The organism is Pseudacidovorax sp. DMC4 (genome assembly GCF_056314265.1).
Genome location: NZ_JBQUYR010000004.1, coordinates 191616 through 217133, shown reverse-complemented (window position 1 = coordinate 217133; position 25518 = coordinate 191616). Strand labels below are relative to the sequence as shown.

The 25518-nt window shown below is 70.1% G+C and carries 20 protein-coding genes; 10 read left to right on the top strand and 10 right to left on the bottom strand.

Going from position 1 to position 25518, the window contains the following annotated elements; genetic code table 11:
• The first annotated feature begins 34 nt into the window (after positions 1 to 34).
• Positions 35 to 781: a hypothetical protein gene (locus ACT54X_RS09705; RefSeq protein WP_476346260.1), complete on the top strand. Its 747-nt coding sequence runs from the start codon at positions 35 to 37 to the stop codon at positions 779 to 781.
• On the opposite strand, the gene ACT54X_RS09700 is transcribed toward ACT54X_RS09705, so the two are convergent.
• The gene (locus ACT54X_RS09700) at positions 741 to 1829 is read right to left on the bottom strand and encodes a response regulator (RefSeq protein WP_476346258.1); all 1089 of its coding nucleotides are present in this window, start codon (positions 1827 to 1829) and stop codon (positions 741 to 743) included. The two genes, ACT54X_RS09705 and ACT54X_RS09700, sit on opposite strands and share 41 nt — an antisense overlap.
• 2 nt (positions 1830 to 1831) lie before the next feature.
• Positions 1832 to 5674 carry a hybrid sensor histidine kinase/response regulator gene (locus ACT54X_RS09695; protein WP_476346256.1) on the bottom strand — a complete coding sequence of 1281 codons (3843 nt, stop codon included), beginning with the start codon at positions 5672 to 5674 and terminating at the stop codon, positions 1832 to 1834.
• 69 nt (positions 5675 to 5743) lie between these two features.
• On the opposite strand from ACT54X_RS09695, the gene ACT54X_RS09690 reads away from it, so the two are divergent.
• The 5 genes from ACT54X_RS09690 (at position 5744) to ACT54X_RS09670 (ending at position 9317) form a co-directional block, all read left to right on the top strand.
• Positions 5744 to 6046, top strand: a complete 303-nt coding sequence (locus tag ACT54X_RS09690; RefSeq protein WP_017762114.1) for an urease subunit gamma — start codon at positions 5744 to 5746, stop codon at positions 6044 to 6046.
• 113 nt (positions 6047 to 6159) lie between these two features.
• On the top strand, positions 6160 to 6765 hold the full coding sequence (locus ACT54X_RS09685) for a HupE/UreJ family protein (RefSeq protein ID WP_476346254.1): 606 nt from the start codon (positions 6160 to 6162) through the stop codon (positions 6763 to 6765).
• A gap of 16 nt (positions 6766 to 6781) precedes the next feature.
• Entirely contained in the window at positions 6782 to 7087 is a 306-nt protein-coding gene (locus ACT54X_RS09680; protein ID WP_017761531.1) for an urease subunit beta, read from the top strand.
• The gene (gene ureC, locus ACT54X_RS09675) at positions 7087 to 8805 is read left to right on the top strand and encodes an urease subunit alpha (RefSeq protein ID WP_476346251.1); all 1719 of its coding nucleotides are present in this window, start codon (positions 7087 to 7089) and stop codon (positions 8803 to 8805) included. The genes ACT54X_RS09680 and ureC overlap by 1 nt, the downstream gene beginning before the upstream one ends.
• On the top strand, positions 8805 to 9317 hold the full coding sequence (locus ACT54X_RS09670) for a GNAT family N-acetyltransferase (RefSeq protein WP_476346249.1): 513 nt from the start codon (positions 8805 to 8807) through the stop codon (positions 9315 to 9317). The genes ureC and ACT54X_RS09670 overlap by 1 nt, the downstream gene beginning before the upstream one ends.
• Positions 9318 to 9333: 16 nt before the next feature.
• Here ACT54X_RS09670 and ACT54X_RS09665 read toward each other — a convergent pair whose 3' ends face one another.
• Positions 9334 to 9735 (bottom strand): type II toxin-antitoxin system death-on-curing family toxin, encoded by a 402-nt coding sequence (locus ACT54X_RS09665; protein WP_476346247.1) that lies wholly within the window; start codon positions 9733 to 9735, stop codon positions 9334 to 9336.
• Entirely contained in the window at positions 9732 to 9959 is a 228-nt protein-coding gene (locus tag ACT54X_RS09660) for an AbrB/MazE/SpoVT family DNA-binding domain-containing protein (protein ID WP_294367250.1), read from the bottom strand. Before ACT54X_RS09660 ends, ACT54X_RS09665 begins: the two co-directional genes overlap by 4 nt.
• A gap of 64 nt (positions 9960 to 10023) precedes the next feature.
• Here ACT54X_RS09660 and ureE point away from each other — a divergent pair, with 64 nt between their 5' ends.
• The 3 genes from ureE to ureG all read left to right on the top strand — a co-directional run bounded on the left by ureE (position 10024) and on the right by ureG (position 12275).
• Positions 10024 to 10692, top strand: a complete 669-nt coding sequence (gene ureE, locus ACT54X_RS09655; protein WP_476346245.1) for an urease accessory protein UreE — start codon at positions 10024 to 10026, stop codon at positions 10690 to 10692.
• A gap of 225 nt (positions 10693 to 10917) precedes the next feature.
• The gene (locus ACT54X_RS09650) at positions 10918 to 11589 is read left to right on the top strand and encodes an urease accessory protein UreF (RefSeq protein ID WP_476346243.1); all 672 of its coding nucleotides are present in this window, start codon (positions 10918 to 10920) and stop codon (positions 11587 to 11589) included.
• A 38-nt stretch (positions 11590 to 11627) separates the two neighbouring features.
• Complete coding sequence (gene ureG / locus ACT54X_RS09645) at positions 11628 to 12275, top strand: urease accessory protein UreG (RefSeq protein WP_476346241.1); 648 nt, start codon at positions 11628 to 11630, stop codon at positions 12273 to 12275.
• A 21-nt stretch (positions 12276 to 12296) separates the two neighbouring features.
• Here ureG and ACT54X_RS09640 read toward each other — a convergent pair whose 3' ends face one another.
• The 5 genes from ACT54X_RS09640 to ACT54X_RS09620 form a co-directional block, all read right to left on the bottom strand.
• Positions 12297 to 14057 carry a hypothetical protein gene (locus tag ACT54X_RS09640; protein ID WP_476346239.1) on the bottom strand — a complete coding sequence of 587 codons (1761 nt, stop codon included), beginning with the start codon at positions 14055 to 14057 and terminating at the stop codon, positions 12297 to 12299.
• A 16-nt stretch (positions 14058 to 14073) separates the two neighbouring features.
• Positions 14074 to 14658: a protein-tyrosine phosphatase family protein gene (locus ACT54X_RS09635; RefSeq protein WP_294367241.1), complete on the bottom strand. Its 585-nt coding sequence runs from the start codon at positions 14656 to 14658 to the stop codon at positions 14074 to 14076.
• A 155-nt stretch (positions 14659 to 14813) separates the two neighbouring features.
• Entirely contained in the window at positions 14814 to 17231 is a 2418-nt protein-coding gene (locus ACT54X_RS09630; protein ID WP_476346237.1) for a putative bifunctional diguanylate cyclase/phosphodiesterase, read from the bottom strand.
• Positions 17228 to 17851, bottom strand: coding sequence for a methylamine utilization protein (locus tag ACT54X_RS09625; RefSeq protein ID WP_294367236.1), 624 nt, complete (start codon positions 17849 to 17851; stop codon positions 17228 to 17230). Before ACT54X_RS09625 ends, ACT54X_RS09630 begins: the two co-directional genes overlap by 4 nt.
• 21 nt (positions 17852 to 17872) lie before the next feature.
• Positions 17873 to 18793 carry a DUF4394 domain-containing protein gene (locus ACT54X_RS09620; RefSeq protein WP_476346235.1) on the bottom strand — a complete coding sequence of 307 codons (921 nt, stop codon included), beginning with the start codon at positions 18791 to 18793 and terminating at the stop codon, positions 17873 to 17875.
• A 186-nt stretch (positions 18794 to 18979) separates the two neighbouring features.
• Here ACT54X_RS09620 and ACT54X_RS09615 point away from each other — a divergent pair, with 186 nt between their 5' ends.
• Positions 18980 to 21118: a putative bifunctional diguanylate cyclase/phosphodiesterase gene (locus ACT54X_RS09615; protein ID WP_476346233.1), complete on the top strand. Its 2139-nt coding sequence runs from the start codon at positions 18980 to 18982 to the stop codon at positions 21116 to 21118.
• Positions 21119 to 21151: 33 nt separating this feature from the next.
• Here the strand turns inward: ACT54X_RS09615 and ACT54X_RS09610 are convergent, their stop codons facing one another.
• Positions 21152 to 25471, bottom strand: a complete 4320-nt coding sequence (locus ACT54X_RS09610) for a PilC/PilY family type IV pilus protein (RefSeq protein ID WP_476346231.1) — start codon at positions 25469 to 25471, stop codon at positions 21152 to 21154.
• Positions 25472 to 25518 lie beyond the last annotated feature (47 nt).

Below are 25518 nucleotides of genomic sequence, written 5' to 3'. Positions count from 1 at the left end.
TATAAGAATTATCTTACAACGGAGGGGAACGTTAATGCAACTTGAACAAACAATCAAACCACTCAACGTTGCCGCTGCGACGATACTGATACAGCTACTTTTTATTTCTCTCCTTGCTGTAGCTGCATCACTTCATGACCGCAGGTCAAATTATTCGGCTGCGATGACCGATAGGTTTTCTGGTTTAGCCGCCCGCGGCCTTCGTCGATCACCGCTCCTCTTCATCGCCTTATTTTCTCTTGCGACATTGTTGGTGTCGGAGGAACTTTACTCAATCTGGAGCCCGATTTTTCAGGGCGTTGGGATCAATACTGTATCGGCTACCACTTCGATCGCCTTGGTATTTTTTTTAGATATACTCTTGGTGAGTTATTTGATACTTTGCTCCGGTGGTAGTCGACAAAGTCCATTTGTATCCGCTCTTTTCACACTCCCCGCGCTTGCAATATTTCTCAGGCTTCCACCGTCGTTATTTATCGCAATGACCTTTGTCACTGCGATAATTTATATTATCCTGTTCTTACCCCAGCTTCCAACCCCGAACGGCGCCGGAACGGCAACGATATTCGTCAACATTTCTTGTCTAGCTCTCTCTATTTTCACCGGCTACATTACACGTCCAGTTCCGCTTGCCGAACTCAGCAAATCATCTGCGGTGAAACTAGGGCCTTCGACCACCAAGGCCTTTGAACGTACTTCAGCATGGCGCATAGATTGGTGTGGAGAGCATCTCGATAGCTTCACACCTCAAAATGCGGCTGAATCTCCCGAATCCGCTTGATTGCCACCCCCGCTGCCGCGGTGCGCGTTTCCACCCCTAGCTTCACATACACCCGCTCCAGGTGCTTCTTGGCGGTGGCCGGGCTGGCGCCCAGGATTTCGCCGATGTCCTTGTTGGTCTTGCCCTTGACCACCCAGTACAGCACCTCGGCCTCGCGGGCGGTGAGCTTCAGGGCCAGGCTCATGGCCTCGATCACCGCCGTGTCCGACAGCTCCCGGATGATGATGAGCCAGTCGCCCGCGCCGGGCACCGTTGCGCTCGCCGTGCCGTCGGCGTCGCCGGTCTGGCGATGCACGCGCAGTTGCAGGCGGCTCGCGGCCTGCTGGCCGATCTCCAGCGGCGGGGGCTCGGCGCCGGCCTGCTGGGCCTGGGGCAGGTGGCGCTCCAGCCAGGCCACGATGGCGGCGGGCGTGGCGGGCGCCTCGGTGCCGCAGTAGCGCATCAGCAGCTCGCGCGCCAATGAGGTCTGCCAGATCAGCCGCCCCTCGGGCATGCGCACGGTGATGCTGGCGTAGCCGAAGGCGTCCAGGGCGTTGCGGGCCTGGCCCGCCTGCTGGGCCTGCTGGCGCGCGCGGCGGGCGCCCTGCAGGTGCACGTTCATGCGGGCCAGCACTTCCTTGGGCTTGATGGGCTTGGTGACGTAGTCCACGCCGCCCGATTCCAGCGCCGCCACCAGGTGCTCGGTCTCGGTCAGGCCGGTCATGAAGACGATGGGAATCTCCGCCGTGGCGGCGTCGGCCTTGAGGCGACGCGCGACCTCGAAGCCGTCCATGCCCGGCATCATGGCGTCGAGCAGCACGATGTCCGGACGGGCCTGGGCGGCGCGGGCCAGCGCGGTGGGGCCGTCGGTGGCCACGAGCACGGTGTAGCCCGATTCGTCCAGCGCGTCGTGCAGCACGGCCAGGTTGTCGGGCACGTCGTCGACCACCAGCACGAGGTCGCCGCGGGCGGTGTTCTCACGCAGGCTGGCGGCCAGGGGCGAGATGGCGGGCACAGCGGCGGCCGCGCCGCCGTCGTCGTCTTCGGAGAGTTCGTCGATGCCGTTCATGGTCAGGAAGCTTCCAGCGCTTCGGTGAGGGCGCGGCCCATGTCCTCGAAGCGGAACTGCCGCGCCAGCGCGCGCTGCTGCGCCGTCCACGCGGCGCATTCGGGCTGGGCGGCGTCGATGTCGTCGAGCTTGGTCATGATCCCGCGAAGGTAGCCGAGCTGGACGGCCTCTTCCAGCGCCCGCAGCCGGTCGGCGCCGGGGGCGACGATGGCGGCGGGCTCGGCCGGCCCGGCGGGTGCTGCGGCGGCGGCCGGGTCGGCCGTCCAGCGCAGGTCGAGGCGGCGGCCGATCCAGTCGAGCAGCTCGCTGTGGCGCACAGGCTTGACGAAGAAGTCCTCGGGCGTGATGCCGACGTCGTTCTCCAGCCGCTTGTCGAAGGCATTGGCGGAGACGACGGCGAACACGGTCTCGTGGGCGGCGCCCCGGCTCGCGCCCAGCAGGGCGCGGGCGCGGCGGATGGTCTCCCAGCCGTCGATGCCGGGCATGGCCAGGTCCACGAAGACGGCATGCGGGCGGTAGCCGGCGGCCAACAGGTCCAGCCCGTCATGGCCGCTGGCGGCGGTGCGCAGCTCGAAGCCCAGCGGCTGCAGTACGTGCACCAGCAGGTCGCGGTCGGCTTCCTCGTTGTCGATCACCAGCAACTGGCGGCGCGGGCCTTCGTAGCCGCGTCGCGGCATCGGCGATTCGGCCGCCGGCCCCGCCGCCAGGCTGGTGCTGCCGATGGAGGCGCCGTGGCCCAGCGTGCCGGCCATGGCCTCGTGCACCCGCGGCAGGAAGAGCCGCACGCGAAACAGCGCGCCCTGCCCCGGCGTGCTGCTGACCTTCATCTCGCCACCCATCAGGTCGGTGAGCATCTTGGCCATGGTCAGGCCCAGGCCGGCGCCGGGCGCGCTGCCGCGCGAGTCGCCGCGGGCGAAGGGCTCGAAGATGCGGGCCAGCTCGTCCTCGTGCAGGCCGGGGCCGGTGTCTTCCACCTCCAGCGTGGCGAACTCGCGGGCATAGGCGGCGCGAAACGTGACCTGGCCCCGGCCCGTGAACTTGATGGCATTGCCCAGCAGGTTGATGAGGATCTGCCGCACGCGGCGCTCGTCCGCGCGCACCACGGCCGGCAGCTGCAGCGCGGGCTCGAAGACGAAGCGCAAGCCCTTGTCAGCGGCCTGCAGCTCGAACATGTCGGCCAGCGACTGCAGCATGTCGCCGAAGGCCATGGGCCGGGCCTGCAGCGTGAGCTTGCCGGCCTCGATGTGGGCCAGGTCGAGCGTGCCTTCGATGAGCGAGAGCAGGTGCTCGCCCCCGCGCTTGATGACGGCCACGGCCTGCTGGCGGTGCGGCGGCACCGACGGGTCCTGGCCCATCAGCTGCGCATAGCCCAGGATGCTGTTGAGCGGCGTGCGCAGCTCGTGGCTGATGGCGCTGATGTAGCGGCTCTTGGCCTGGTTGGCGGCCTCGGCGGTCTGGCGGGCCTCGTCGGCAGCCTGGCGCGAGGCCTGCAGCGCGCGGTCGGTCTGGCGGTGCAGCTCGATCTCGCGCATCAGCAGGCGGGTCTGGCGGTTCGATTCTTCCTGCGCCACCTTGCGGCTCTGGTGGGCCAGCACCAGCCACCAGGCCACGATGCCGGCGATCAGCAGCAGTGCCATGTAGGCCTTGAGAAAGCCGGAGCCCAGGGCCTGCGCCGCCTCGCTGCCGGCGGCCCGGCCGGCCGCCACCGAGGGCGCGCCGCCGCTGTCGATCCAGTCGCCGATGCCGCGCAGCTCCTGCTGGTAGAGCACGCCGAAGACGGCGGCCAGCAGCGGCACCACGATCAGCATCAGCATCAGGAAGTGACCGAGGCCGGTGTCCAGGTAGGGCCACACGCGCCGCGGCAGCAGCCAGCGCAGCACGGCCGACCACTGCGCCGACAGGCCCGCATGCGGTTTGCAGAGGTCGCCGCAGCGGGCGTCGAGCGTGCAGCACAGGGAGCAGATGTCGCCCTGGTAGGCGGGGCAGTGGGCCATGTCGGGGCCCTCGTACTCGCGCTCGCAGATGACGCAGCGGCGGAGGGCGAGGCGCTGGTAGGAGGCTTCGGGGGCGACCCAGTGGATGCGATGGGCCCGCTGCCGCGATGCCGATGGCTGTTGCTCCTTCCCCCTGTGGGGGAAGGTGGGGATGGGGGCCAAGGCGCCGAGTGATGAGCGCTGCGCCTGAACTGGCCCCCACCCCTGCCCTCCCCCAGGGGGGGAGGGAGGAACAGCCGGGGCGCTGCTGGCGGGAGTGGGCGCAGCGGCAGCAGGCGCCCCGGGCTGCCTCGCCAGGTAGAAGCGCCCACCGGTGGCCCACGCGATCAGCGGCGAGGCGACCAGCGCCGTGCCCAGGGCGATCACGGCCGAGAAGGCCTGCGCCATCGGCCCGAACACGCCCAGGTGCGCGGTGATCGACACGCCCGAGGCCAGCACCATCGCGCCCACGCCCACCGGGTTGATGTCCCACAGGTAGGCCCGCTTGAACTCGATGCCCGGCGGCGACAGGCCCAGCGGCTTGTTGACGACCAGGTCGGCCACCACGGCCATCATCCAGGCGATGGCGATGTTGGCGTACAGGCCCAGCACGTCGCCCAGCGCCTCGAAGACGTTCATCTCCATCAGCATGAAGGCGATCAAGGCGTTGAACACCACCCACACCACCCGGCCCGGATGGCTGTGCGTCACGCGCGAGAAGAAGTTGCTCCAGGCCAGCGAGCCGGCATAGGCATTGGTGACGTTGATCTTGAGCTGGGAGATGACCACGAACAGCGCCGTGGCCGCCACCGCCCAGCCGTACTGCGGAAAGACGTACTCGTAGGCCGCCAGGTACATCTGGTTGGGATCGACCGCCCGCTCGGTGGGCACCATGTGGGTGATGGCCAGGTACGCCAGCAGGGCGCCGCCCAGCATCTTGGCCACACCCAGCACCACCCAGCCCGGGCCGCCCGCCACCACGGCCGCCCACCACCGCCCGCGATTGGCGGCGGTGCGCGCCGGCATGAAGCGCAGGTAATCGGCCTGCTCCCCCATCTGGGTGATGAGGGCGATGCCGACCGTCAGCGCGGCACCAAATCCGTGCAATCCAAAGCTGGAGACGCCCCCGCGATCACCACCATAGTGCGTGATGCCCGCAAATGCACCAGGATCGCGCGCCAGCACGAAGGCAAAGGGCACCACGAGCATCAGCAGCCAGATGGCCTGCGTCCAGACCTGCAGCCGGCTGATGGCCGAGACGCCGTGCGTCACCAGCGGAATCACCACCAGCGCGCACACCAGGTAGCCCCAGGCCGGCGGAATGCCCAGCGCCAGTTCCAGCGCATAGGCCATCACGGCGGCTTCGAGCGCGAAGAAGATGAAGGTGAAGCTCGCGTAGATCAGCGAGGTGATGGTCGAGCCGATGTAGCCGAAGCCGGCGCCGCGCGTCAGCAGGTCCATGTCCACGCCGTAGCGGGCCGCATAGGCGCTGATCGGCAGGCCGGCCAGGAAGATGATGAGCCCCGTCGCCACGATGGCCCAGAAGGCATTGGCAAAGCCGAACTGAACCAGCAGCGTCGCGCCCACGGCCTCCAGGATCAGGAAGGAGGCGGCGCCGAAGGCCGTGTTGGCCACCCGCCACTCGGACCACTTGCGAAAGCGCTGCGGCGTGAAGCGCAGGGCGTAGTCCTCCAGCGTCTCGCTGCCGACCCAGCTGTTGTAGTCGCGGCGGACCTTGACGATGCGCTGGGGCGCGTCGTCGGCGTCGGGCGCGGCGGGCAGGGGCGGGGCGTCGGCGTTCACAGGCGGCAGAGTGCAGCTTTCATGCCGAGCAAGGCACGACTGTTGCAACGCGTTGACGCTGCCTATCATGCGGCGCCCGGCCCTTCCTGCCGGCATGCGGCCGCCCGTCGCCGCACGGACACCAGAGCAAAGCGAACCATGGAACTCACGCCCAGAGAAAAAGACAAGCTGCTGATCTTCACCGCCGCCCTGCTGGCGGAGCGGCGCAAGGGCCGCGGCTTGAAGCTCAACTACCCCGAAGCCGTCGCGCTGATCTCGGCGGCGGTGATGGAAGGCGCCCGCGACGGCAAGACGGTGGCCCAGCTGATGAGCGAAGGCCGCGAGGTGCTGACCCGCGCCGACGTGATGGAAGGCGTGCCCGAGATGATCCCGGACATCCAGGTCGAGGCCACCTTCCCCGACGGCACCAAGCTCGTGACGGTGCACCAGCCGATCGAATGAGGCGTCGCGCGGCCGCCCGAACACCGCGGCCGGTTGCAACCCTCTGCGCCACCCGCACGCACTCCGCCGCCCGGCCCGCATCGCCATCCACCCCATTTCCCAGAAAGACGCCCATGCGCACTTCCCGCCCCCTGCTTCTTCGCATCGCCACCGCTCTGGCCGCCACGGCCGCCCTGCCCGCGCTGGCCCACACCGGCGCCGATGCCGGCGCGCACCACGGCTTCGTCGCCGGCTTCGTCCACCCGCTGACCGGCCTGGACCACCTGGCCGCGATGGTGGCCGTGGGCCTGTGGAGCGCCCTGGCCGCGACCAGCCGCCGCGAGCTGCTGGCCGCGCCGCTCGGCTTTGCCGGCATGCTGCTCGCCGGCGCGCTGGCGGGCCTGGCCGGCCTGTCGCTGCCGGCGGTGGAGCCCATGATCGCCGCCTCGCTGCTGGTGCTGGGCCTGCTGGTGGCCACGCAGCGCCGCCTGCCCGCCGCCGCCGCTGCCGCGCTGGTGGGCGTGTTCGCCGTGTTCCACGGCATCGCCCACGGCCGTGAGCTGGCCGAGCATGGTGGCGCCGTCGCCACCCTGGCCGGCATGCTGCTGGCCACCGTCGGCCTGCATGCCGCGGGCATCGGCCTGGGCCTGGCGCTGCGCCATGCCAACCGCTGGCTGCCGCGCATCGCCGGTGCCGCTGTCGGCCTGTTCGGACTGGCCCTGCTGGGCGGCATCGCCTGATCGAAAGGCGACGCACATGATCCCGGGCGAACTGCTCATCGACGCGGGCGACCACGACCTCAACCCCGGCCGCCGCACACTCACCGTGGTGGTCAAGAACGGCTCGGACCGGCCGATCCAGGTCGGCTCCCACTACCACTTCGCCGAAACCAACGGCGCCCTCGACTTCGACCGCGAGGCCGCGCGCGGCATGCGGCTGAACATCGCCTCGGGCACCGCCGTGCGCTTCGAGCCCGGCCAGCAGCGCACCGTCGAGCTGGTCGACTTCGCGGGCGACCGCATCGTCTACGGCTTCCGCGGCCTGGTGCAAGGAAAACTCTGATGGCCTCCATTTCGCGCCGCGCCTACGCGGAAATCTTCGGCCCCACCGTCGGCGACCGCGTGCGCCTGGCCGACACCGGTCTCGTCATCGAGGTCGAGCAGGACTACACCCTGCGCGCCGGCGGCTACGGCGAGGAGGTCAAGTTCGGCGGCGGCAAGACCATCCGCGACGGCATGGCCCAGAGCCAGCGCACGCGCGCCGAAGGCGCCGTCGACACGGTGCTGACCAACGCGCTCATCCTCGACCACTGGGGCATCGTCAAGGCCGACATCGGCCTCAAGGACGGCCGCATCGCCGCCATCGGCAAGGCCGGCAACCCCGACACCCAGCCGGGCGTGGACATCGTGATCGGCCCGGGCACCGAAGTCATCAGCTGCGAGGGCAACATCGTCACCGCGGGCGGCATCGACAGCCACATCCACTTCATCTGCCCGCAGCAGATCGAGGAAGCGCTGGCCAGCGGCGTGACCACCATGCTCGGCGGCGGCACCGGCCCCGCCACGGGCACCTTCGCCACCACCTGCACGCCCGGCCCCTGGCACATCGAGCGCATGCTGCAGTCGGCCGATGCCTTCCCTATGAACCTGGGCTTCCTGGGCAAGGGCAACGCCAGCCGCACCGGCGCGCTGCACGAGCAGATCGAGGCTGGCGTCATCGGCCTGAAGCTGCACGAGGACTGGGGCACCACGCCTTCGGCCATCGACCATTGCCTGGAGGTGGCCGAGGCCACCGACACGCAGGTGGCCATCCACTCGGACACGCTGAACGAGTCGGGCTTTGTCGAGGACACCATCGCGGCGACCAAGGGCCGCGCGCTGTGCGCCTTCCACACCGAAGGTGCGGGCGGCGGCCATGCGCCGGACATCCTGCGCGTGGTGGGCGAGGCCAACTTCCTGCCCTCGTCCACCAACCCCACGATGCCGTACACGCAGAACACGCTGGACGAGCATGTGGACATGCTGATGGTGTGCCATCACCTGGACGCCGCCATCGCCGAGGACCTGGCCTTCGCCGAGTCGCGCATCCGCAAGGAGACCATCGCGGCCGAGGACATCCTGCACGACATGGGCGCCATCAGCATGATGAGCAGCGACTCGCAGGCCATGGGCCGCGTGGGCGAGGTCATCATCCGCACCTGGCAGACGGCGCACAAGATGAAGGCCCAGCGCGGCAGCCTGCCCGAGGACAGCGCCCGCAACGACAACTTCCGCGCCAAGCGCTACGTGGCCAAGTACACGATCAACCCCGCCATCTCGCACGGCATCAGCCATGAGGTGGGCAGCCTCGAGGTGGGCAAGTGGGCCGACATCGTGATCTGGAAGCCGGCCTTCTTCGGCGTCAAGCCCTTCTGCATCATCAAGGGCGGCAGCATTGCCATGGCGGCGATGGGCGACCCCAATGCCAGCATCCCGACGCCGCAGCCGGTGCACTACCGGCCCATGTTTGGCGCCTTCGGCGGCAACATCGCCAAGAGCAGCCTGACCTTCGTCTCCCAGGCCGCGCATGCTGCCGACGTGGGCCGCCGCTACGGCCTGGCCAAGACGCTGGGCGTGGTCAGGAACATCCGCAACGTGCGCAAGAAGGACCTGATCCACAACGGCCTGACGCCGGTGATGGAGATCGACCACCAGACCTACGCCGTGCGCGCCGACGGCGTGCTGCTGACCTGCGAGCCGGCCAAGGTGCTGCCGATGGCGCAGCGCTACTTCCTGTTCTGATGGGAATGCCGGCCGAGGTTTCGACGTCCGGCGACGCGCCGGCCCTGGTCATCCGGCTGGACGATCTGCGCGATGCGCGCATCGCGCGCTTCCTCGAAGAGCACCTGGCCGACATGCGCCGCGTCTCGCCGCCGGAGAGCGTGCATGCGCTGGACCTGGAAGGCCTGCGTCGCCCGGAGATCCGCTTCTGGAGCGCCTGGACGGACGATGGCGCTGAAGAGACGCTGGCCGGCACGGTGGCGCTGAAGCGGCTGGACGAGGGCCATGCCGAGTTGAAGTCCATGCGCACCGCCGCCCACCTGCGCGGCCGCGGCATCGCCGCACAACTGCTGGCCCACGCCCTGGCCGAGGCCCGCGCCGCCGGCCACATGCGCATGAGCCTGGAAACCGGCAGCCAGCCCTTCTTCGCCCCGGCGCGCGCGCTCTACGCACGCCACGGCTTCGCGCCCTGCCCGCCTTTTGGCGACTATGGGCCCGATCCGGCCAGCTGCTTCATGACGCGCGGACTGTGAGGGTGGTGTCGGACAGTCAGCTGTGCCGCTCCATGCGATCGCGGACCCAGGCACCCAGTTCGTCCTCGCCCAGCTCGCCCGCAGCCAGACGGACGATGGCAGACACACACTCTTCATCGGTCGCCGTCAGCGACCAGCCGTTCAGTTCAAGGAACACTTCAAGCGCCACGAATGCCACCCGCTTGTTGCCGTCCACGAAGGGATGATTGCGTGCCAGACCGAAGACATAGCTGGCAGCAAGATCGGCCACGTCGGGAGATTCGTAGAGCGCGCGATGCCGAGGCCGCGCCAGCGCGGATTCCAGCCCTCCCTCGTCGCGCAGACCGGCAGGCCCACCGTGCTCCGCCAATTGCTCCTCGTGCACTGCCCGCAGGAGCCCGGCACCGAGCCAGACCCAAGCCGCATTCGCGGCACTCATTTGGCCAGTTCGCGCAGTACGTTGCGGCGCTTCTTCATGACCTTGCGCGCGGCATCCATCTGACGCGCGAACTCTTCGTCATAGGGAGAGATGTGATACCCGCCGATGGCGGATTCGGACAGGAAGAGGTTGTCGCCCTTCTCGACATTCATCTTGGCGAGCATCTCCTTGGGAAAGATGACCCCCACCGAATTGCCGATCTGCGTAAGCTTGACGATGGCCATGGCCGTCCCGAAAAGTTATAACAACCGTTATATTATCGACCGCTCGTCGCAGAGGCAATCCACCATGCTCACCGCCAACAAACTCATGCCCCAGGGCCGCGGCCTCGCGCCCGTGCTCGTCAAGCGCGCCGCCACCATCGAACTCGACTGGGACGTGCGCCAGAAGAGCCGCTTCGACACCACCGACTCGCAGGGGCGGCGCATCGGCGTCTTCCTGCCGCGCGGCACGGCCGTGCGCGGCGGCGACATCCTGGTGGTGGAAGACGGCTCGCTGGTGCGGGTGATCGCCGCGCCGCAGACGGTGCTGCGCATCACCCACTGCACGGCCCATGGCACACCCTTCGACCTGGTGCGCGCCGCCTACCACCTGGGCAACCGCCATGTGCCCATCGAGCTGCAACCCGACCACCTCAAGATCGAACCCGACCATGTGCTGGCCGACATGCTGCGCGCCATGCACCTGATCGTGAACGAGGTGCAGGAAAGCTTCGAGCCGGAAGGCGGTGCCTATGGCGGGCATGTGACCAACGATGGGCATTCGCACCATCACCACGGGCATGCGCATGGGGGCGGGCATGACCACGACCACGCGCATGACCATGACCATGACCATGACCATGACCATGACCATGACCATGACCATGACCATGACCATGACCATGACCATGAGCACGGCAAGGCACAGGGCGGCCATGTGCATGGGCCGGGCTGCGGCCATGACCATTCGCACTGACATGACGCTGCAGATGGGGAGGCGCGAAGGCTCCTTCCCCCTCTGGGGGAAGGCAGGGATGGGGGCTTGTGCGCCGCGACGCATCGCGAGTGGGCAGGCCCCCACCCCCGCCCTCCCCCAGAGGGGGAGGGAGTCCGTCTCTGCCCTCCCCCAGAGGGAGAGGGAGCCAATCCCTGCGCCTCATGCATGGCGACGAAGCGGCCAGCCGGCGCGAGGGTTCTGACCATGCTCGCCCCCCACAGCCTTCTGCAGCTCATCTGGCTCGCCTCGCCCGCGCTGCCCGTGGGCGGCTTCTCGTATTCCGAAGGGCTGGAGGCCGCCATCGAATGGGCCGGCGTCAAGGACGAAGCCACCGCGGCCGACTGGCTGGCCGGCCAGTTGCACCTGAGCCTCGCGCGCGGCGACCTGTCGGTGGTGGCCCAGGCCATCTCGGCCTGGTCGGCTGGCGACCTGGCCCGCGTGCAGTCGCTCAACGACTGGGTGCGCCAGACGCGCGAATCCGCCGAATTCCTGCTGCAGACCGAGCAGATGGGCCGCTCCTTCGTGGAATGGCTCAAGCTGCACCATGCCGATGCCGCCGCCTGCTTCGCCGAGCTGCCGCCCACCTACCCCGTGGCCTTCGCCTTTGCCGCGGCGCGCGCGGGCGCCAGCGCGCAGGACGGCTGCCTGGCCTTCGCCTTCGGCTGGGCCGAGAACATGAGCGCGGCCGCCATCAAGGCCGTTCCACTGGGCCAGAGCGCCGGCCAGCGCATCCTGGCGCGGCTGGCGCAGGAGATCCCCGCCGCGGTCGAGGCCGCCATGGCGCTTCCGGACGACCGGCGGCAGTCCTTCTCGCCCATGCTGGCCATCCTGTCGGCACGGCACGAGACGCAGTATTCGCGGCTGTTCCGCAGCTAGGCCCGACAGGCCCTTCCCCACCTTCACGCAACAAGACCATGACCGCACTCCACCACGTTCCGAACCGCACCAAGAAACTGCCGCCCCTGCGCGTGGGCATCGGCGGCCCGGTGGGCTCGGGCAAGACCACCCTGCTGGAGATGCTCTGCAAGGCGATGCGCGCGCAGTACGACCTGATCGCGATCACCAACGACATCTACACCAAGGAAGACCAGCGCCTGCTCACCGTGGCCGGCGCGCTGCCGGCCGAGCGCATCCTGGGCGTGGAGACGGGCGGCTGCCCGCACACCGCCATCCGCGAGGACGCCTCCATCAACCTCGAGGCCATCGACCGCATGCTGAGCGACTTTCCCGATGCCGACGTCGTGTTCGTGGAAAGTGGCGGCGACAACCTGGCCGCCACCTTCAGCCCCGAGCTGTCGGACCTGACCATCTACGTGATCGACGTGGCCGCGGGCGAGAAGATCCCGCGCAAGGGCGGCCCCGGCATCACCAAGAGCGACCTGTTCGTCATCAACAAGACCGACCTGGCGCCGCACGTGGGCGCCGACCTGGGCGTGATGGAAGCCGACACGGTGCGCATGCGCAAGGGCAAGCCCTTCGTCATGACCAACCTCAAGACGCAGGACGGCCTGGCGCAGGTGGTGCGCTTCATCGAGGAACGCGGGATGCTCGCTGCGGGCTGAGCGGGCGCGGACGAACCCGCATCAGCCCAGCACGCGCCGCACCCACTGCCCATAGCGGCGCACCTCGCGCGCGAGCGTGGCCTTCTCCGCGTCGGGCGCCGCCTGCAGGGCCATGGTGAACGCACCCAGCTGGAAGGCCGCGTACAGCGGCAGGTACAGCGCCAGCAGCGACGACTGCACGGCCACCCCAGCCGCCCGCAGTCGCCCCATCAGCCAGTGCCGCTCGCCGGCATCCAGCCCGAACTCCACCGTGGCGCCGGCCACGTCCCACTCCAGCGGCTGGCTGCCCACCAAGTCATGGGCCACGGCATGGTCCACCGCATCGGTCTTGCGCAGCGTGCGGCCGTCCCACAGCCATTCCCAGGCATGCAGCCGGTTGTCGGTCAGCACGCGGCGCAGCGGCATCGTCAGGCCGGCGGCCGGCAGTGCGCCGCGCCAGGCCTGCCAGGCGCGCGCGCCTTCGTCGCCCAGGCCCTTGGCAATGTTGTGGCCCGCCATGTCGAGCAGCACCTCGCGCGTGGCGCCGGCTGTGGCAGGTGCCGGCAGCCGCGTGCCGCGGAAGGCCAGGTACTCGGCCAGCCGCTCCAGCAGCAGGCCACGGGTGGGCTGCTGCGCCGCCGGCCACAGCGGCAGCGGCCGTGCATGGGCCAGCCAGCGCTCGGCCGTGAAGCCATGCCACAGGCCCTGCACCGGCGGGCAGAAGCCATGCCGGGCCAACAGGTGCCGCCGCGCGCAGGCCAGGCGGCTGCCACGGCCCAGGCCCGCAAAGCGCAGCAGCCAGTCGCCACCGTCGGCCGGCAGCAGGAACTTGAGGCGCTCCATGTGCACCTGCGCGGGCAGTTCCCCGGCCCCCTCGCCGTGCCGGGCCCGCCAGGTGCCGCCCGACAGGTCGATCATGTCGCCCGCCACGCCCGGCAGCCGGTCGCGCACCCAGTCCAGCACGCGGTGCGGCGGCATGGCGGCGGCGCCGGCCACGTCGTCGAAGCCCAGGTAGTGGACGGGCTGCTCGCGCCAGAGCTGGCGTGCCGGCGGGCTTGCCGCCGGGCCCGGGCCATGGCCGTGCGAAGGAAAGAGATGCACCCGTGGCGGCGGCACGCCCGCGCGCCGCAGCGCCTCCACACCGGCCAGGAAACTGCTGCCCGACAGGCCCGGCCCCTCGTCGACCAGGGCGGCATCGGGCGCCCAGCCGGCCGACGGCAAGGCACCGGCCTGGCGGTCGAACGGATGGCCCTGCGGCCGCAGCGTCTCGAAGCCCGGCGCACGCAGGCCCGCGGCCACCATGGCCGCAAGGCTGGTGCCGATGCTGCGCAGCCCCACCACGCGCGTGCGCTCGCCCGACAGCGCGCCGGATTCGCGCACCTGCAGCGCCGCCATGCCGTGGCCCTCGGGGTAGAGCCCATAGAAGGCATAGCCCTCGCAGCGGTGCACGGTGATCCAGGCCGGCAGCGGCTGGCGGGCGCAGTCGCGCACGGCGTCCTCCACCGCGTCCTCATGGGCCAGCGCAAAGCCGTAGCACCAGCTGTGCAGGCAGCAGCGCGCCAGGGCCAGCGTGAGCTGGGTGGCGCTGGCAACGCCCGGAGGCACGCCCTGGGACAGCGCCTCGTCGCCCACCGCATCGGCCACGCCCTGCAGCAGTTCGCCGGCCTCGATCAGCGCCTCCACCAGCCGCGCATGCCGCACGATGCCGGGCGGCAGTGCGCGTGCACGGCGCAGGCCGATGCACACGCGCGCCAGCTTGGCCCGGGAACGCTCCTTCCGCTGCCCGTCGCCGTAGACGATCATGGCCGGGCCGGACGCCTCACCGGTCGGGGGCGCCGCGCGTGGCGACGTCGGCCGTGCCGCTGCCCGTGCCGCCCATCAGGTGCGCATAGGCGATGCGTTGGCACTGCGCCATGGTAGGCACCGCGAAGGGCTCGGGCGCGATATCGCGATGGCGTTCCATCCACGCGATCCAGCAGCCCAGTTGCGCGGGCGATGGCGAGACCACCGCGCGCCGCGACTTCATGTCCGCCAGCGCCTGCAGCGGCGGCATGCCGCGCGCTACCAGCACGCACAGCGCCAGCGTGGCCGAGCGGCCGATGCCCCACTGGCAGTGGATCAGCAGGCGCTCGCCCGCGTCGAGGCTGGCCTGCGCGAAGCGGATGCCGTGGTCCAGGTGCGTATCGCCCACGCTGCACATGTCGGGCGTGGGCAGGTGCAGCAGCCGCACGCCGTGGCGCGTGAGGGCCTCCTCGTCATCGCGGTCTTCCTCGCGCAGGTCGATCACGGCACGCACGCCATGCATGCCGGCCAGTTCGGGATAGAAGCCCACGGGAACATGTCCGCCCACCGCCAGCTGCGGCGTGATCCAGTCGAAATGCGGGGATGCGCGCAACGTATTCATCCGCCTGATCTTGGCGGGCAGGCCATGGCGCGCGCAAGCACCTGGCACCCGCAACGCAGTCAGCTTTGTCCCACAGGGGCACTGCCACAGCCCGGCCGAGACCGGCCCCCGGTTGCTGCGTTTCGACGGCGATGCGCGGCAGGCGGTGCGTGCGCTCAGCCCGCGGCCGCGGCCCTGTCCAGCGCACTCGCGCGCGCCACGGCCTGCTCCGCGGTCCACGCCGCGATCCAGCCGCCGAAGGCCTCCCAGGCCATGGGCCGCGCGATGTGGAAGCCCTGCGCCTTCTCGCAGCCCATGCGCGCGAGCTGCGCGAGGGCCTCGGGCCCCTCCACGCCTTCGGCCACCACCTCCAGCCCCAGGTTGTGCGCCAGGTCGACGATGGCCCGCACGATCTTCGCGTCGCTTTCGTCGTCGGCCATCTTCAGCACGAAGGACTTGTCGACCTTGAGCTGGTGCACCGGCAGGTGCTTGAGGTAGGCCAGCGACGAATAGCCGGTGCCGAAGTCGTCGATGGACAGCCGGAAGCCCATCTCGCCCAGGCGCACCAGCGTGGCCCGGGCGCGCTGCGGGTCGTCCATGATCGCGCTCTCGGTGATCTCCAGGCAGAAGGCCCCGGCCGGCACGCGATGGCGGTCCAGGCTGGCCTGCAGCCGGCCGATGAGGTGCACATCGACCAGGTCGCGCGTGGAAAGGTTGACCGACACCATGCGCAGGCCCTGCGCCGACAGCGTGAGCCAGCAGCGGCAGGCCTCGTCGAACACCCATTGCGTGAGCCGCCGCACGAAGCCGGTCTGCTCGGCGAAGGGGATGAAGTGCGCCGGCGGCAGCAAGCCCCGTTCGGGATGCTGCCAGCGCAGCAGCGCTTCGGCGGTGCACACCTGGCCGCTGTCCAGGCTCAGCTTGGGCTGCAGGAAGAGCCGCAACTCGCTGCGCGTGACGGCGCTGCGCAGCTCGGACAGCAGCGACACGGCCACCGCCGTGCTCACGGACTGCACGGGCTCGTAGGCCAGCCATTCGCGGCCCTGCCGCTTGGCCGCCTGCAGCGCCAGCTCGGCCCGGCCCACCAGCTCGTCGCCGGTGGCGGCATCGCCCGGCCAGCGTGCATAGCCCGCGCTCATCTGCACATCGATGCGCTGGCCGGCGACCAGCAGCGGATCGTCGAACAGTCGCACCAGCGACTGCGCCCAGTCCTCCGCCTCGGCCTGGTCGAGGCCGCTGCGCACCGCGGCGAAGGTGTCGCCGCCGATGCGGGCCACGCCATCGCCCGGCAGCGGCATGCGCGCCTGCAGCCGGGCGGCCACGGCCCGCAGCACGCCGTCGCCGAAGGGAAAGCCGAGCACGTCGTTCACCAGCTTGAAGCGGTGGATGTCCAGCAGCAGCACCACGCCCTGGGCGCACGGGCTGTCCGGCGCGGGCGCCTTTTCGGCGGCCACGCCCGCCTTCGCGAGTTCCTTGGCCAGCATGCGCTGGAAGGCCTCGCGGTTGGGCAGGCCGGTCAGGGTGTCGCGGAAGGCCAGCCGGGTGATCTCGCCCCGGTGGTCGCGCAGGTTCAGCCGCATGTCGTCGAAGTCGCGCGCCAGCATGCCGACCTCGTCGGCGCGGTTGCGCTGGTGGATGGCCACGTCGAAATTGCCGGCACCGATGGCCCGGGTACTGGCCGACAGCTCGGCCAGCGGCTGCACCGCCTGGCGCACGGCCATGCGGCCGCTGATGGCGAAGAGCACCAGGCCCAGCAGCGTGATGAGGCCCAGCTGCAGCGTCATCTCGCGCGTGGCCCCGGTGGCCGGCGCGAGCGAGGCCATCAGCACCGCCTCCATGCGGCCGTCGAGCATGGGCTGCGGGGCGCGGCGCAGCAGCCAGGCCTGACCGCCATGCGTCCACTCGAGGGCGGCGTCGTCCTGCAGCCGCTGCGTGGGCGGCTGGCCGCCCACCGGCAGGGTGTCGAGCACGGGCACCAGCGGGCCCGGCCCGTCGTCGCTGGCCATCAGCACCAGCTGGATCTGCGCCAGCGCGCTGAAGTCGCGCGCAATCTCGGCGGTGAGCTCGAAGCTCATCAGCACCCAGCCGACGATCAGCGGCGCGCGGATGGGCACCAGCACAAGCTGGTAGACCTTGCCGCCCGCCGCATAGAGCTGCGCCCCGCTGCCGGCCTGCAGGCCGGCCAGGTGGCGCAGCTGGGCCGTGCTCAGCCTCAGGGGCAGGTCGCCGGGGCTGTCGGCGAGCCAGCGGAACTGCGCATCGAGCGAGGCCGCCGTGCTGGCACCGATGCGCGCGAGCCCGTTGCCCAGCGCCGAGGCCAGCGTGACATCGTCGCCGGCCGCGAGCGCGGCGCGGAAGCCGTAGTCCGAGGCCAGCACCGAGGCCGCCTCGTGCAGGCGCTGCTGCCGCTGGCCCAGCAGGTTGCGCCAGATGCCCTCGCCCACCACCAGCCGCTGCTGCACGTCGGTGCGCGCCTGCCGCCACAGCGACTGCCGCGCGGCCCAGAAAGTGCCGGCCTGGATGAACAGGAGCAGCGCCAGCATCACCAGCGCGATGCGGTTGACCAGCGAAGCCCGTTGGAAGGCGCGGATCATGGCGGGGCCGTGCGCACCGGCAGCTGCGTCCGTGCCTGCACCCCTTCGCGCCCCACGTTCAGGACGGCACCGGCCGGCGGCTCGCCCACCGGCAGCGTGGCATGCCAGGCGCGCAGCTGGTAGCTGCCGGGGGGCACATCCTTCAGCACCAGCCGGCCGGCGGCATCGGTGCGGCCGTAGTGGGGCGTGTCCAGCACCAGCACCCAGCCCACCATGTCGTCGTGGATGTTGCAGCCCAGCACCACCACGCCCGGCATGTCGAACAGCACCGGGTTGGCGGGGCGGCCGATGTAGAGCTTGAGCTCGAAGCGCTTGGCCGGCGAGAAGGAATAGACGTGGTGCCGTACCTCGTCCCGGTTGGGAAAGTCCACCGAGGTGCCGCGCGTGACCAGCAGCACCTCGGGCATGAAGCGGCGCTGCGCCTGCGCCAACTCCACTTCCTTGAGCGGGCGCACCTGGGCGGCCGCAGCCGGCGATTCGAGGAACACCACCGCCTGCGCCAGCGGCCGGCCGGCAGCGTCGACCACGCCCACCTCGACCGTGGCCGCCTCACCCGCCAGCGGCAGCAGGGCGACGGGCAACAGGCGGGCGGCGCGCCGCAGTCCTGCGAGGGCCGGCATGGGACTTGGCCGCGCGGGGGATCAGGGCTCGATGGCGAAGCCCAGCACCGGCGCGCCCTGGCCCAGCGTGCCCAGCAGCGTGCTGGCGCCCGAAGCGAGCCGGATGCGGTAGAGCTGCGTGGGCGACTGCGGCGTGAGCCGGATGGCGGCCAGCGCGTCGTTGTCGCGGTCGGCGATGTCGAACTGCACCGATTCGATCCGGCCCAGGGCCAGCGCGCCCACGGTGGTGAGCTGCCCGGTGTTGGGAGACACGACCGGGGTCGCGCCTTCCAGGCTGCCCTGCATGAGCAGCCAGCCCTGCGAGGCCTCGATGGCGTAGTTGGTGGTGATCTTCGGGTCGCGCTTGTTGTAGGTGTAGGCCACGGCCTTGATGCACACGCCCTTGCCGGCGCCCGAATCCGTGGCCGCATAGGCCAGGCGGCCGTCGAGCTGCACGCCCGGCGTCGCCGGATCGGCGTCGACCACCTCGTTGGTCAGCGGGTGGAGGCGGAAGTTCTGGCCGGCGCAATCGACCACCCGCAGCCGGTCGGCGCTGGGGTTGAAGTTCATCCCGTACACCTCGCCCCGGTCCATGGGCACGGCGGTGGCGGCGGCACTCACGGCCCTGGCCTCGCCGGTGTCGGTGTCGAGCACATAGAGGCGGCCGCTGCGCGTCAGGGCGTAGAGCTGGCCGTAGGCGACGCGGTAGTCGATGCCCACCACCGGATCGCCGGCAGGCAGACCGGCCACCGGGCGGCTGGCCTGCTCGACGGCGGGCTCGGCCGCCGAGTAGCGGTGGAGCACGCGGTCGGCGGTCAGCGTCCACAGTGTGTGGGGCCGCGCCGCGGGCGCGGGCTGCGCGAGTGCCGGATCCGCCAGCCCCTGCACCAGCAGGCCGGCGGCGATGGCGGCGGGACCCAGCCCGCCAAGGCACCCACGCCGAGAAAAAATGGACAAGGTCATCTTTTGATCTTCGGCAATTCCGGCGCGGACTTGAGCCCAATCCCCCTACACAAACCCGGGTCGGGCGAAAGCCGTCCAATGCGCGCCTTGATCCGACTCAAGTCTTGCTGCGTATAGCCGAAGTCTTGGTCGTCCCATTCCTCCTGGGCTGCGCTCGGCCTCCAATCCGGCGGGCCACCTGCCGCCGTGAACTTCCTCATTCCCCGCTATGACCCGTGGGTCGTGGCCGCCTCCGTCCTGATCGCGGCCTTCGCCTCCTACGTGGCGCTCGATCTGGCCCGGCGTGTCCACACCCGCGACCGCATCGTCTCGCGCACCTGGTCCGCCGCCGGCTCGCTCGTGCTGGGCACCGGCATCTGGTCGATGCACTTCGTGGGCATGCTGGCCTACTCGCTGCCCATCGAGTTGGGCTACACCTATGCTCTGACGGCTCTGTCGTGGCTGGCGGCGGTGGCGGTCTCGGCGCTGGCCTTGCGGCTGGCCGCCCGACACCGGCTGGGCGCGAAGCCGCTGCTGTACGGTTCGGCGGCGATGGCTGCGGGCATCTGCGCCATGCACTACCTGGGCATGGCGGCCATCGACGTGGCACCGGGCATCCAGTGGCACTGGCCCATGGTGGGGGCCTCGGCCCTGATCGCGTGGGGCGCCTCGGCGGCGGCGCTGCTGCTGTTCTTCCTGCTGCGCGAGAGCGAAGGCGGCCAGGCCCGGCTGCTGCAGCTGGGCGCCGCGGTGGTCATGGGGCTGGCGATCAGCGGCATGCACTATGCCGGCATGGCCGCGGCCGGCTTCGTGGAAGGCAGCGTCTGCCTGAGTGCCGGCGAGCTCGGCGGCAAAAGCCTGGGCCTGATGGTCATGGCGGCGACGCTGCTGATGCTGATGCTCACCCTCTTCACCTCGGTGCTCGATGCCCGGCTGCGCGGGCGCACCATGCAGCTGGCGCGCTCGCTCAAGGAGGCCAACCACCAGTTGCAGGAGGCCAACGAGGAGCTGCACCGCCGCGCCTTCCTCGACCCGCTCACCGACCTGCCCAACCGCGTGCTCTTCGACGACCGGCTGGGCCATGCCCTGGCCCGCACCGATGGCGGCAAGGAGAAGCTGGCGGTGCTGTTCGTGGACCTGGACGGCTTCAAGCCGGTCAACGACTCCTTCGGCCATTCGCTGGGCGACGCCGTGCTGCGCGACGCCGCCGACCGCCTGCGCGCGGTGGCCCGCGGCACCGACACCGTGGCCCGCATCGGCGGCGACGAGTTCGTGGTGCTGATGGAGAACGTGGTCTATGCCGCCGACTGCACGGCGGTGGCCCGCCGCATCGTTGAGGCGATCCGCGCGCCCTTCCTCGTGGGCCAGCGGCCGGTGCAGATCTCGGCCTCGGTCGGCATCGTCGTCTACCCCGACCATGGCGAGAAGCACAAGCTGGTGGCCTGCGCCGACGCCGCCATGTACGCGGCCAAGCGCGCCGGCGGCGGCAACTACGCCATGTTCGAGTCGCGCATGGGCACCAACGCCGAGGAGCAGCTGAGCCTGCAGTCCGACCTGCGCCTGGCCATCCAGGGCGGCCAGCTGGCGCTGCACTACCAGCCCAAGATCGACGGCCGCCGCAACCAGATCCGCGGCGTGGAGGCCCTGCTGCGCTGGACGCATCCGACGCTGGGGCCCATCAGCCCGCTGGTGTTCATTCCGCTGGCCGAGCGCTTCGGCCTGATCAACGCGCTGGGCCACTGGGTGATCGAGGAAGCCTGCCGCCAGGTCGCGCAGTGGGAGGACGAGGGCCTCCTCATGCGCGTGGCCATCAATCTGTCGGCGCACCAGTTGCGCGAGCCCGACCTCGTCGAGCGCATCGCCGACGCCCTGGGCCGCCACCGCATCTCGGCCGAACGACTGCTGTGCGAGATCACCGAGAGCGTGGCCATGGAGGACGTGACCGCCACGCAGCGGGTGTTCGACGGCCTCTCGCGCATCGGCGTCTTCCTGGCCATCGACGACTTCGGCACCGGCTACTCCAGCCTGAGCTACCTGCGCCAGCTGCCGGCGCGCCAGCTCAAGATCGACCGCAGCTTCGTGAGCGACCTGGAGACCAGCGCCGACGCGCGGGCCGTGGTCGACGCGGTGGTGCGCCTGTCGCACGCGCTGGGCCTGCGCGTGGTGGCCGAGGGCGTGGAGACGGCCGGCCAGCGCGACATCCTGCTGGGCATGGGCTGCGACGAGCTGCAGGGCTTCTTCTTCGCGCGGCCGATGCCGGCGGACCAGCTGCTCGCATGGAGCCTGGGCCGGCGGCCGGCGGACACCCACGGCGATTTCTCGCCTTCGGTGCTCGCGCCGCTGTGAGCCGCCCGCGGCGGCGGCCCGGCGCCGCCGCCCCTACCTGACCGTGCCGACCTCGCGCCAGCCCAGCTGGCGTGGATCGAAGGCCCAGAAGCTGCCCGTGGGCGCGGCCACCTCGCCCTTGGTGTTGCCGGCAATCAGGCGCGGCTTGCCACGGGCGTTGTAGAAGCTCAGGTCGGTGAGCACCGAGCTCTGGGGCACGTAGGCCACGCTGCTGTCGAGCACCGAGGTGGCCCTGGCGTAGTTCAGCGCATAGATGCGGCTCTGGCCGCCCGGGCTGCAGGCGTCGCCGGTGGGCAGCGTGGCGCTGAAGGCGATCAGGCCGCTGAAGGCCGTGGCCGGCGAGATGGCACGCCAGCCCACCGAGCCGCTCTGGCCCAGGTCGATGTACCAGCCGGCCTTGCCGGCCAGGTTCACGGCCGAAGTCAGCGTGCCGCCGTTGGCGTTGCCCGTGGCGCCAGCGGGCGTCACCGCCGCCAGGCGGGTGCGGCCGTCCACCGGATAGCTTCCGGCATTGGTGCCGCTGGCGTCGGCCGCCGCGGTGGCGAAGCTGCCGATGCCGCCATCGATCAGCGCATAGAAGCTCTGGCTCTGGCTGCTGAGGATGTCGGAGCGGTCGAGCAGCCGGCCCGTGCCCACCAGCACGAAGCGCTGACGGGTGACGGGATGCACCTCCACCAGCGGCGCGGTGGTGATGGGCTGCACGGCGCCACTGCCGTCCTTGAAGATCGCCAGGCGCGTGGGTGCGGGATAGGCGCCGCCGCCCTTGGGCGCCGTCAGGTCGAAGCGCCAGAGCTGGCCGCCGAGGTCGCCCACATAGACGGCATCGGCGGTGAAGTCGTTGTAGTCGCGCACATAGGCCGTCGCCCGGGCCATGCCGTCGGCGGCAGTGGTGCCGGTGGACACCTTCTCCAGCAACTGGCCGTTGCGCGGATCGACGACGAACAGCCAGCCCTTGCCGTCCTGGTTGTTGTAGCCCGAGGTGAACAGCGCCACCCAGCCCCACTTGGCGGTCTTGACCACCACCGGGTCGCCGAAGCTGTAGCCGATGTCGACGCAGTTGCCGCTGCTGAGGTTGCAGGTGCCGCCCGCCGCGGAGGGCAGCTGCGCCGCGCTCGGAAATTCCCACAGCACCTTGCTGGCCACCGTGGCCTCGGTGGTCATGAGGTCGGGCCGGGTGACGTCGATGGCGTAGTAGCTGCGCCCGCCCTTGCCTAGTCCGCCGATCAGCAGGCTGCGCCAGGCCGGCGTCGGGCTCTGGCCGGCGGCCGTGTCGGCGAAGGCCTGGCCGGTGCGGGCGAAGTCGATGTCGATGACCTGCGGCGTCGCATCCACATAGTTGCGGTGCGCATAGGTGGGCTTGCCCAGCTGCGCCAGCAGTCCGTCGGCCGGATTGGTTGCATCGCCCGGGTCGCGGCCGAACAGCACCGAGGGCACATACGCGAACAGTTCCTGCCCGGCGGTGGTGCCGGTGCCGCCCCGGAAGGCGTGCAGCATGCCGTCGTTGGCGCCCACGTAGAGCACGGTGGGGCGCGCGGCATTGTTGGCGTCGGTCTTGAAGGCGCTGTAGCCCGGGTTGGCGGCGTCGGAATAGGGGCCCGCCGGCGGCCCGACCACCGCGATGCGGGAGTTGACGATGTCGCCCAGCCGGCGCGGCAGCCGCTGCGTGGTGCCGCTGCTGTCGGTGGAGGTGACCACGCGCGTGCGGTAGCCCTGGCCTTCCAGCGTGCGGTCGCCGCGCAACCACTGCAGGTAGCTGGCGCCGTCGTTGCCGCTGACGTAGCTGGTGTCCAGCGCGCTCTTCTGCGTGCTGCTGAGGCTGTCGTAGCGGAAGGCCACGCCCGCGGTGCCCGACCAGGTCACCACCCGGCGCGCGGTACTCCAGCCGTCGCCGCTGCCCAGTTGGCCCTCGAAGGCGGTGTTGGTGGTCCAGGTGGCCGTGGCGGCGGGGGTGGGCGTGCCGTCGGTGTCGAAGCGGATGGCGGTGCCCGTGACCTCGCCCGACCAGTTGCTGGAGTCGTACTGCGCCGCATACGACACGTCGGCCTGGGTGGTCACCTGCCGGCCCGCCAGCGAGAAGGTGCTGGTGTAGGCCTTGATGTTGCCCACGATGCTCTCGAAGGCCCGCGTCAGGCCCGAGACCATGGTGTCGGGCCGGCCCGCGGTGAAGTAGTTGTCGGGACGCGCCTGAGGCTTCAACGGGTTGTCGCGGGCGTCGGTCAGCATGTCGCCGTTGGTGGACCACCACTCCGTCGGAATGGTGCCGGCGAAGTCGTACGGATCGAAATCGGCCGGCACCTTCATGCCACCGAACTTGGCCGCCAGGTAGAACTTGTTGTTCCTCTGGAAGGGCTGCTCCAGCACGTCCACCCAGTAGGTCTGCACCGTCTGCTTGCCGATGGTCTTGGCCACGGCGGCGTTGTCGGGCCGGATGTCCTTGGTGTTGGCGTCGAAGGCCAGGCCCGCCATGTAGAAGCGCGAGGCGCCGGCGCCGGTGTTGACCGAGGCCAGGTTCACGTTCACGGTCGAGTCGTCCTTGTTCTGCAGCACGCCGACGCGGTTGGTGGCCACGACCGCATCGACCGAGGCGTCGTTGGCGACCGGATCGGGCTTGCGCGGCTCGGAGTCGGTGCCGGTGTTGTTGCCCGGCACGTTCTTGTCGTTCCAGGTGTAGATGTCGCCGATGCCCAGCACGAAGTTGCGCTGGCAGGAGTACTGGATGGGATCGTCCCAGGTGGTGATCACGGGAAAGCCGTCGAGCTGCTTGCGACGCGCCGCCACGTCGGTGGCATTGCCGGTACCCGGCAGGTTCGACCACTCGGCCACATTGCCCAGGTTGCGGTAGTAGCGCAGCGTGGCGTAGTACAGCTCGTTGACCGGGTCGTAGTCCTTGTAGTTGCCCGGGTAGATCTGGCCGAACTTGTTCAGGTAGTTGATGACGCCGCTGTCGGCGATGGGCACGGCCGTGGTGGTGGTCGCCAGCGCGTCGTCCCTGTCGGGGTTGCGCACGAACTGGCCCGTGGCCGGGTCCCACTCGCGGCCCGCCGTGTTGGCGGTGTCGGGCTGCCCGGGCACCGGCATCGTCGGCCCCACGAACTTCTGGCGTGCCCGCAGCACGCCGCCATCGCGGGTGGCCGAGCTGTCGTTGAGGTAGCCGAAGGCGCTGAATCGGATGTCGCCCGCGTACTGCTGCACCAGGCCCTCGGGCTTCCAGTTGTTGCCGTACTGCGTGCAGTTGGCCTCCACGCCGCCGGCACCGGCCGAGGGGTCGCAGACCTTCACGCGCACCGTGTAGTCCAGCGTCGGCGCGAGCTGCGAGGACAGCGAGGCATAGCTGCCGCCCGGCGGCTGCATCTCCAGTTGCATGACGGCGCCGCCGCCGCGCTCGTAGTACTTGACCTGCACCCGCACCGACTGCCCGGCCGTGAAGACGAGGTCGCCGGTCACGTCCTGCTGCGTGCCGTGGTCGTTCCACTGGTTGATCTGCAGCACGTCGTTGACGTAGAGCAGCACGCCGTCGTCCGACGTGGTGCGGAAGCGGTAGCTGCCGCTGCTCGGCGCGGCGAAGGTGACGTTGTAGATCGCCGTGAAGTTGTCCGTGCCCACCCCATTGCCCGGCCCGCCCGTGCCCCAGTTGGTGTTGAGCGAATCGGCGTAGTTGGTATAGGTGGGGTTGCCGGCGGGGTTCTGGTTGACGGTGTTGGCGTAGTAGTCGCCGCGGATGCCGGTGGTGGGCGTCAGCCGCATCGCGAAGCCGCGGCCGTTGATGGAGATGCCCAGCGAGCTGGCGCTGGTGAACGGCGTGGCGCCGGCAATGTACTGCTGCGGCAGGTTGCGGTCGTTGAACAGGCCCTGGCCCGAATGCCAGCCCTTCTCGATGATGGTGGTGTCGACCGTGTCGACCACGCGGCGCCCGCCCGTCATGGCCCAGCGGAAGGGATCGATGGCCGCGGTGGTGGTCCAGTTGAGGAAGTTGCCGCTCCAGGCCCCGCTGCAGGTGCGGTTGGTGGCGGCGCCGATGGGCGTGAAGTAGCTCTGGTCGCCCTTGCCGGTCTCGATCGTGATGCCGCCGTCCGTCACGTTGGCCGCCGTGTTCTGCACGTAGCGGTAGCACTTCTCGGTGTCGAAGTAGCCCAGGAAGCGGCTGGTGTTCGCGTAGTTGTCGGTGTGCGCCGTGCGCGAGGCGGTCGGCCATTCCACCGACAGTGCCAGCGCCAGGTTACCGGGCACGCTGGAGCTGGAGAACACCGGCTGGTCGGCCAGCGACGCCGCCAGCGCCACCCCATGGAAGGGCAGCACCAGCATCAGCAGCAGGCAGCACAGGCGCTGCGCGCATCGAAGGAGGGGCTTGGGCATGGCGGGTTCGTGCTTCACGACGGGTAGGCGAGGCGGCTCGGGGCGCG

Bases quoted from the DNA above. Each gene is read 5' to 3' on its own strand.
- ACT54X_RS09705 (WP_476346260.1), top strand. From the start codon at position 35: ATGCAACTTGAACAAACAATCAAACCACTCAACGTTGCCGCTGCGACG.
- ACT54X_RS09700 (WP_476346258.1), bottom strand. From the start codon at position 1,829: ATGAACGGCATCGACGAACTCTCCGAAGACGACGACGGCGGCGCGGCC.
- ACT54X_RS09695 (WP_476346256.1), bottom strand. From the start codon at position 5,674: ATGATAGGCAGCGTCAACGCGTTGCAACAGTCGTGCCTTGCTCGGCAT.
- ACT54X_RS09690 (WP_017762114.1), top strand. From the start codon at position 5,744: ATGGAACTCACGCCCAGAGAAAAAGACAAGCTGCTGATCTTCACCGCC.
- ACT54X_RS09685 (WP_476346254.1), top strand. From the start codon at position 6,160: ATGCGCACTTCCCGCCCCCTGCTTCTTCGCATCGCCACCGCTCTGGCC.
- ACT54X_RS09680 (WP_017761531.1), top strand. From the start codon at position 6,782: ATGATCCCGGGCGAACTGCTCATCGACGCGGGCGACCACGACCTCAAC.
- ureC (WP_476346251.1), top strand. From the start codon at position 7,087: ATGGCCTCCATTTCGCGCCGCGCCTACGCGGAAATCTTCGGCCCCACC.
- ACT54X_RS09670 (WP_476346249.1), top strand. From the start codon at position 8,805: ATGGGAATGCCGGCCGAGGTTTCGACGTCCGGCGACGCGCCGGCCCTG.
- ACT54X_RS09665 (WP_476346247.1), bottom strand. From the start codon at position 9,735: ATGAGTGCCGCGAATGCGGCTTGGGTCTGGCTCGGTGCCGGGCTCCTG.
- ACT54X_RS09660 (WP_294367250.1), bottom strand. From the start codon at position 9,959: ATGGCCATCGTCAAGCTTACGCAGATCGGCAATTCGGTGGGGGTCATC.
- ureE (WP_476346245.1), top strand. From the start codon at position 10,024: ATGCTCACCGCCAACAAACTCATGCCCCAGGGCCGCGGCCTCGCGCCC.
- ACT54X_RS09650 (WP_476346243.1), top strand. From the start codon at position 10,918: ATGCTCGCCCCCCACAGCCTTCTGCAGCTCATCTGGCTCGCCTCGCCC.
- ureG (WP_476346241.1), top strand. From the start codon at position 11,628: ATGACCGCACTCCACCACGTTCCGAACCGCACCAAGAAACTGCCGCCC.
- ACT54X_RS09640 (WP_476346239.1), bottom strand. From the start codon at position 14,057: ATGATCGTCTACGGCGACGGGCAGCGGAAGGAGCGTTCCCGGGCCAAG.
- ACT54X_RS09635 (WP_294367241.1), bottom strand. From the start codon at position 14,658: ATGAATACGTTGCGCGCATCCCCGCATTTCGACTGGATCACGCCGCAG.
- ACT54X_RS09630 (WP_476346237.1), bottom strand. From the start codon at position 17,231: ATGATCCGCGCCTTCCAACGGGCTTCGCTGGTCAACCGCATCGCGCTG.
- ACT54X_RS09625 (WP_294367236.1), bottom strand. From the start codon at position 17,851: ATGCCGGCCCTCGCAGGACTGCGGCGCGCCGCCCGCCTGTTGCCCGTC.
- ACT54X_RS09620 (WP_476346235.1), bottom strand. From the start codon at position 18,793: ATGACCTTGTCCATTTTTTCTCGGCGTGGGTGCCTTGGCGGGCTGGGT.
- ACT54X_RS09610 (WP_476346231.1), bottom strand. From the start codon at position 25,471: ATGCCCAAGCCCCTCCTTCGATGCGCGCAGCGCCTGTGCTGCCTGCTG.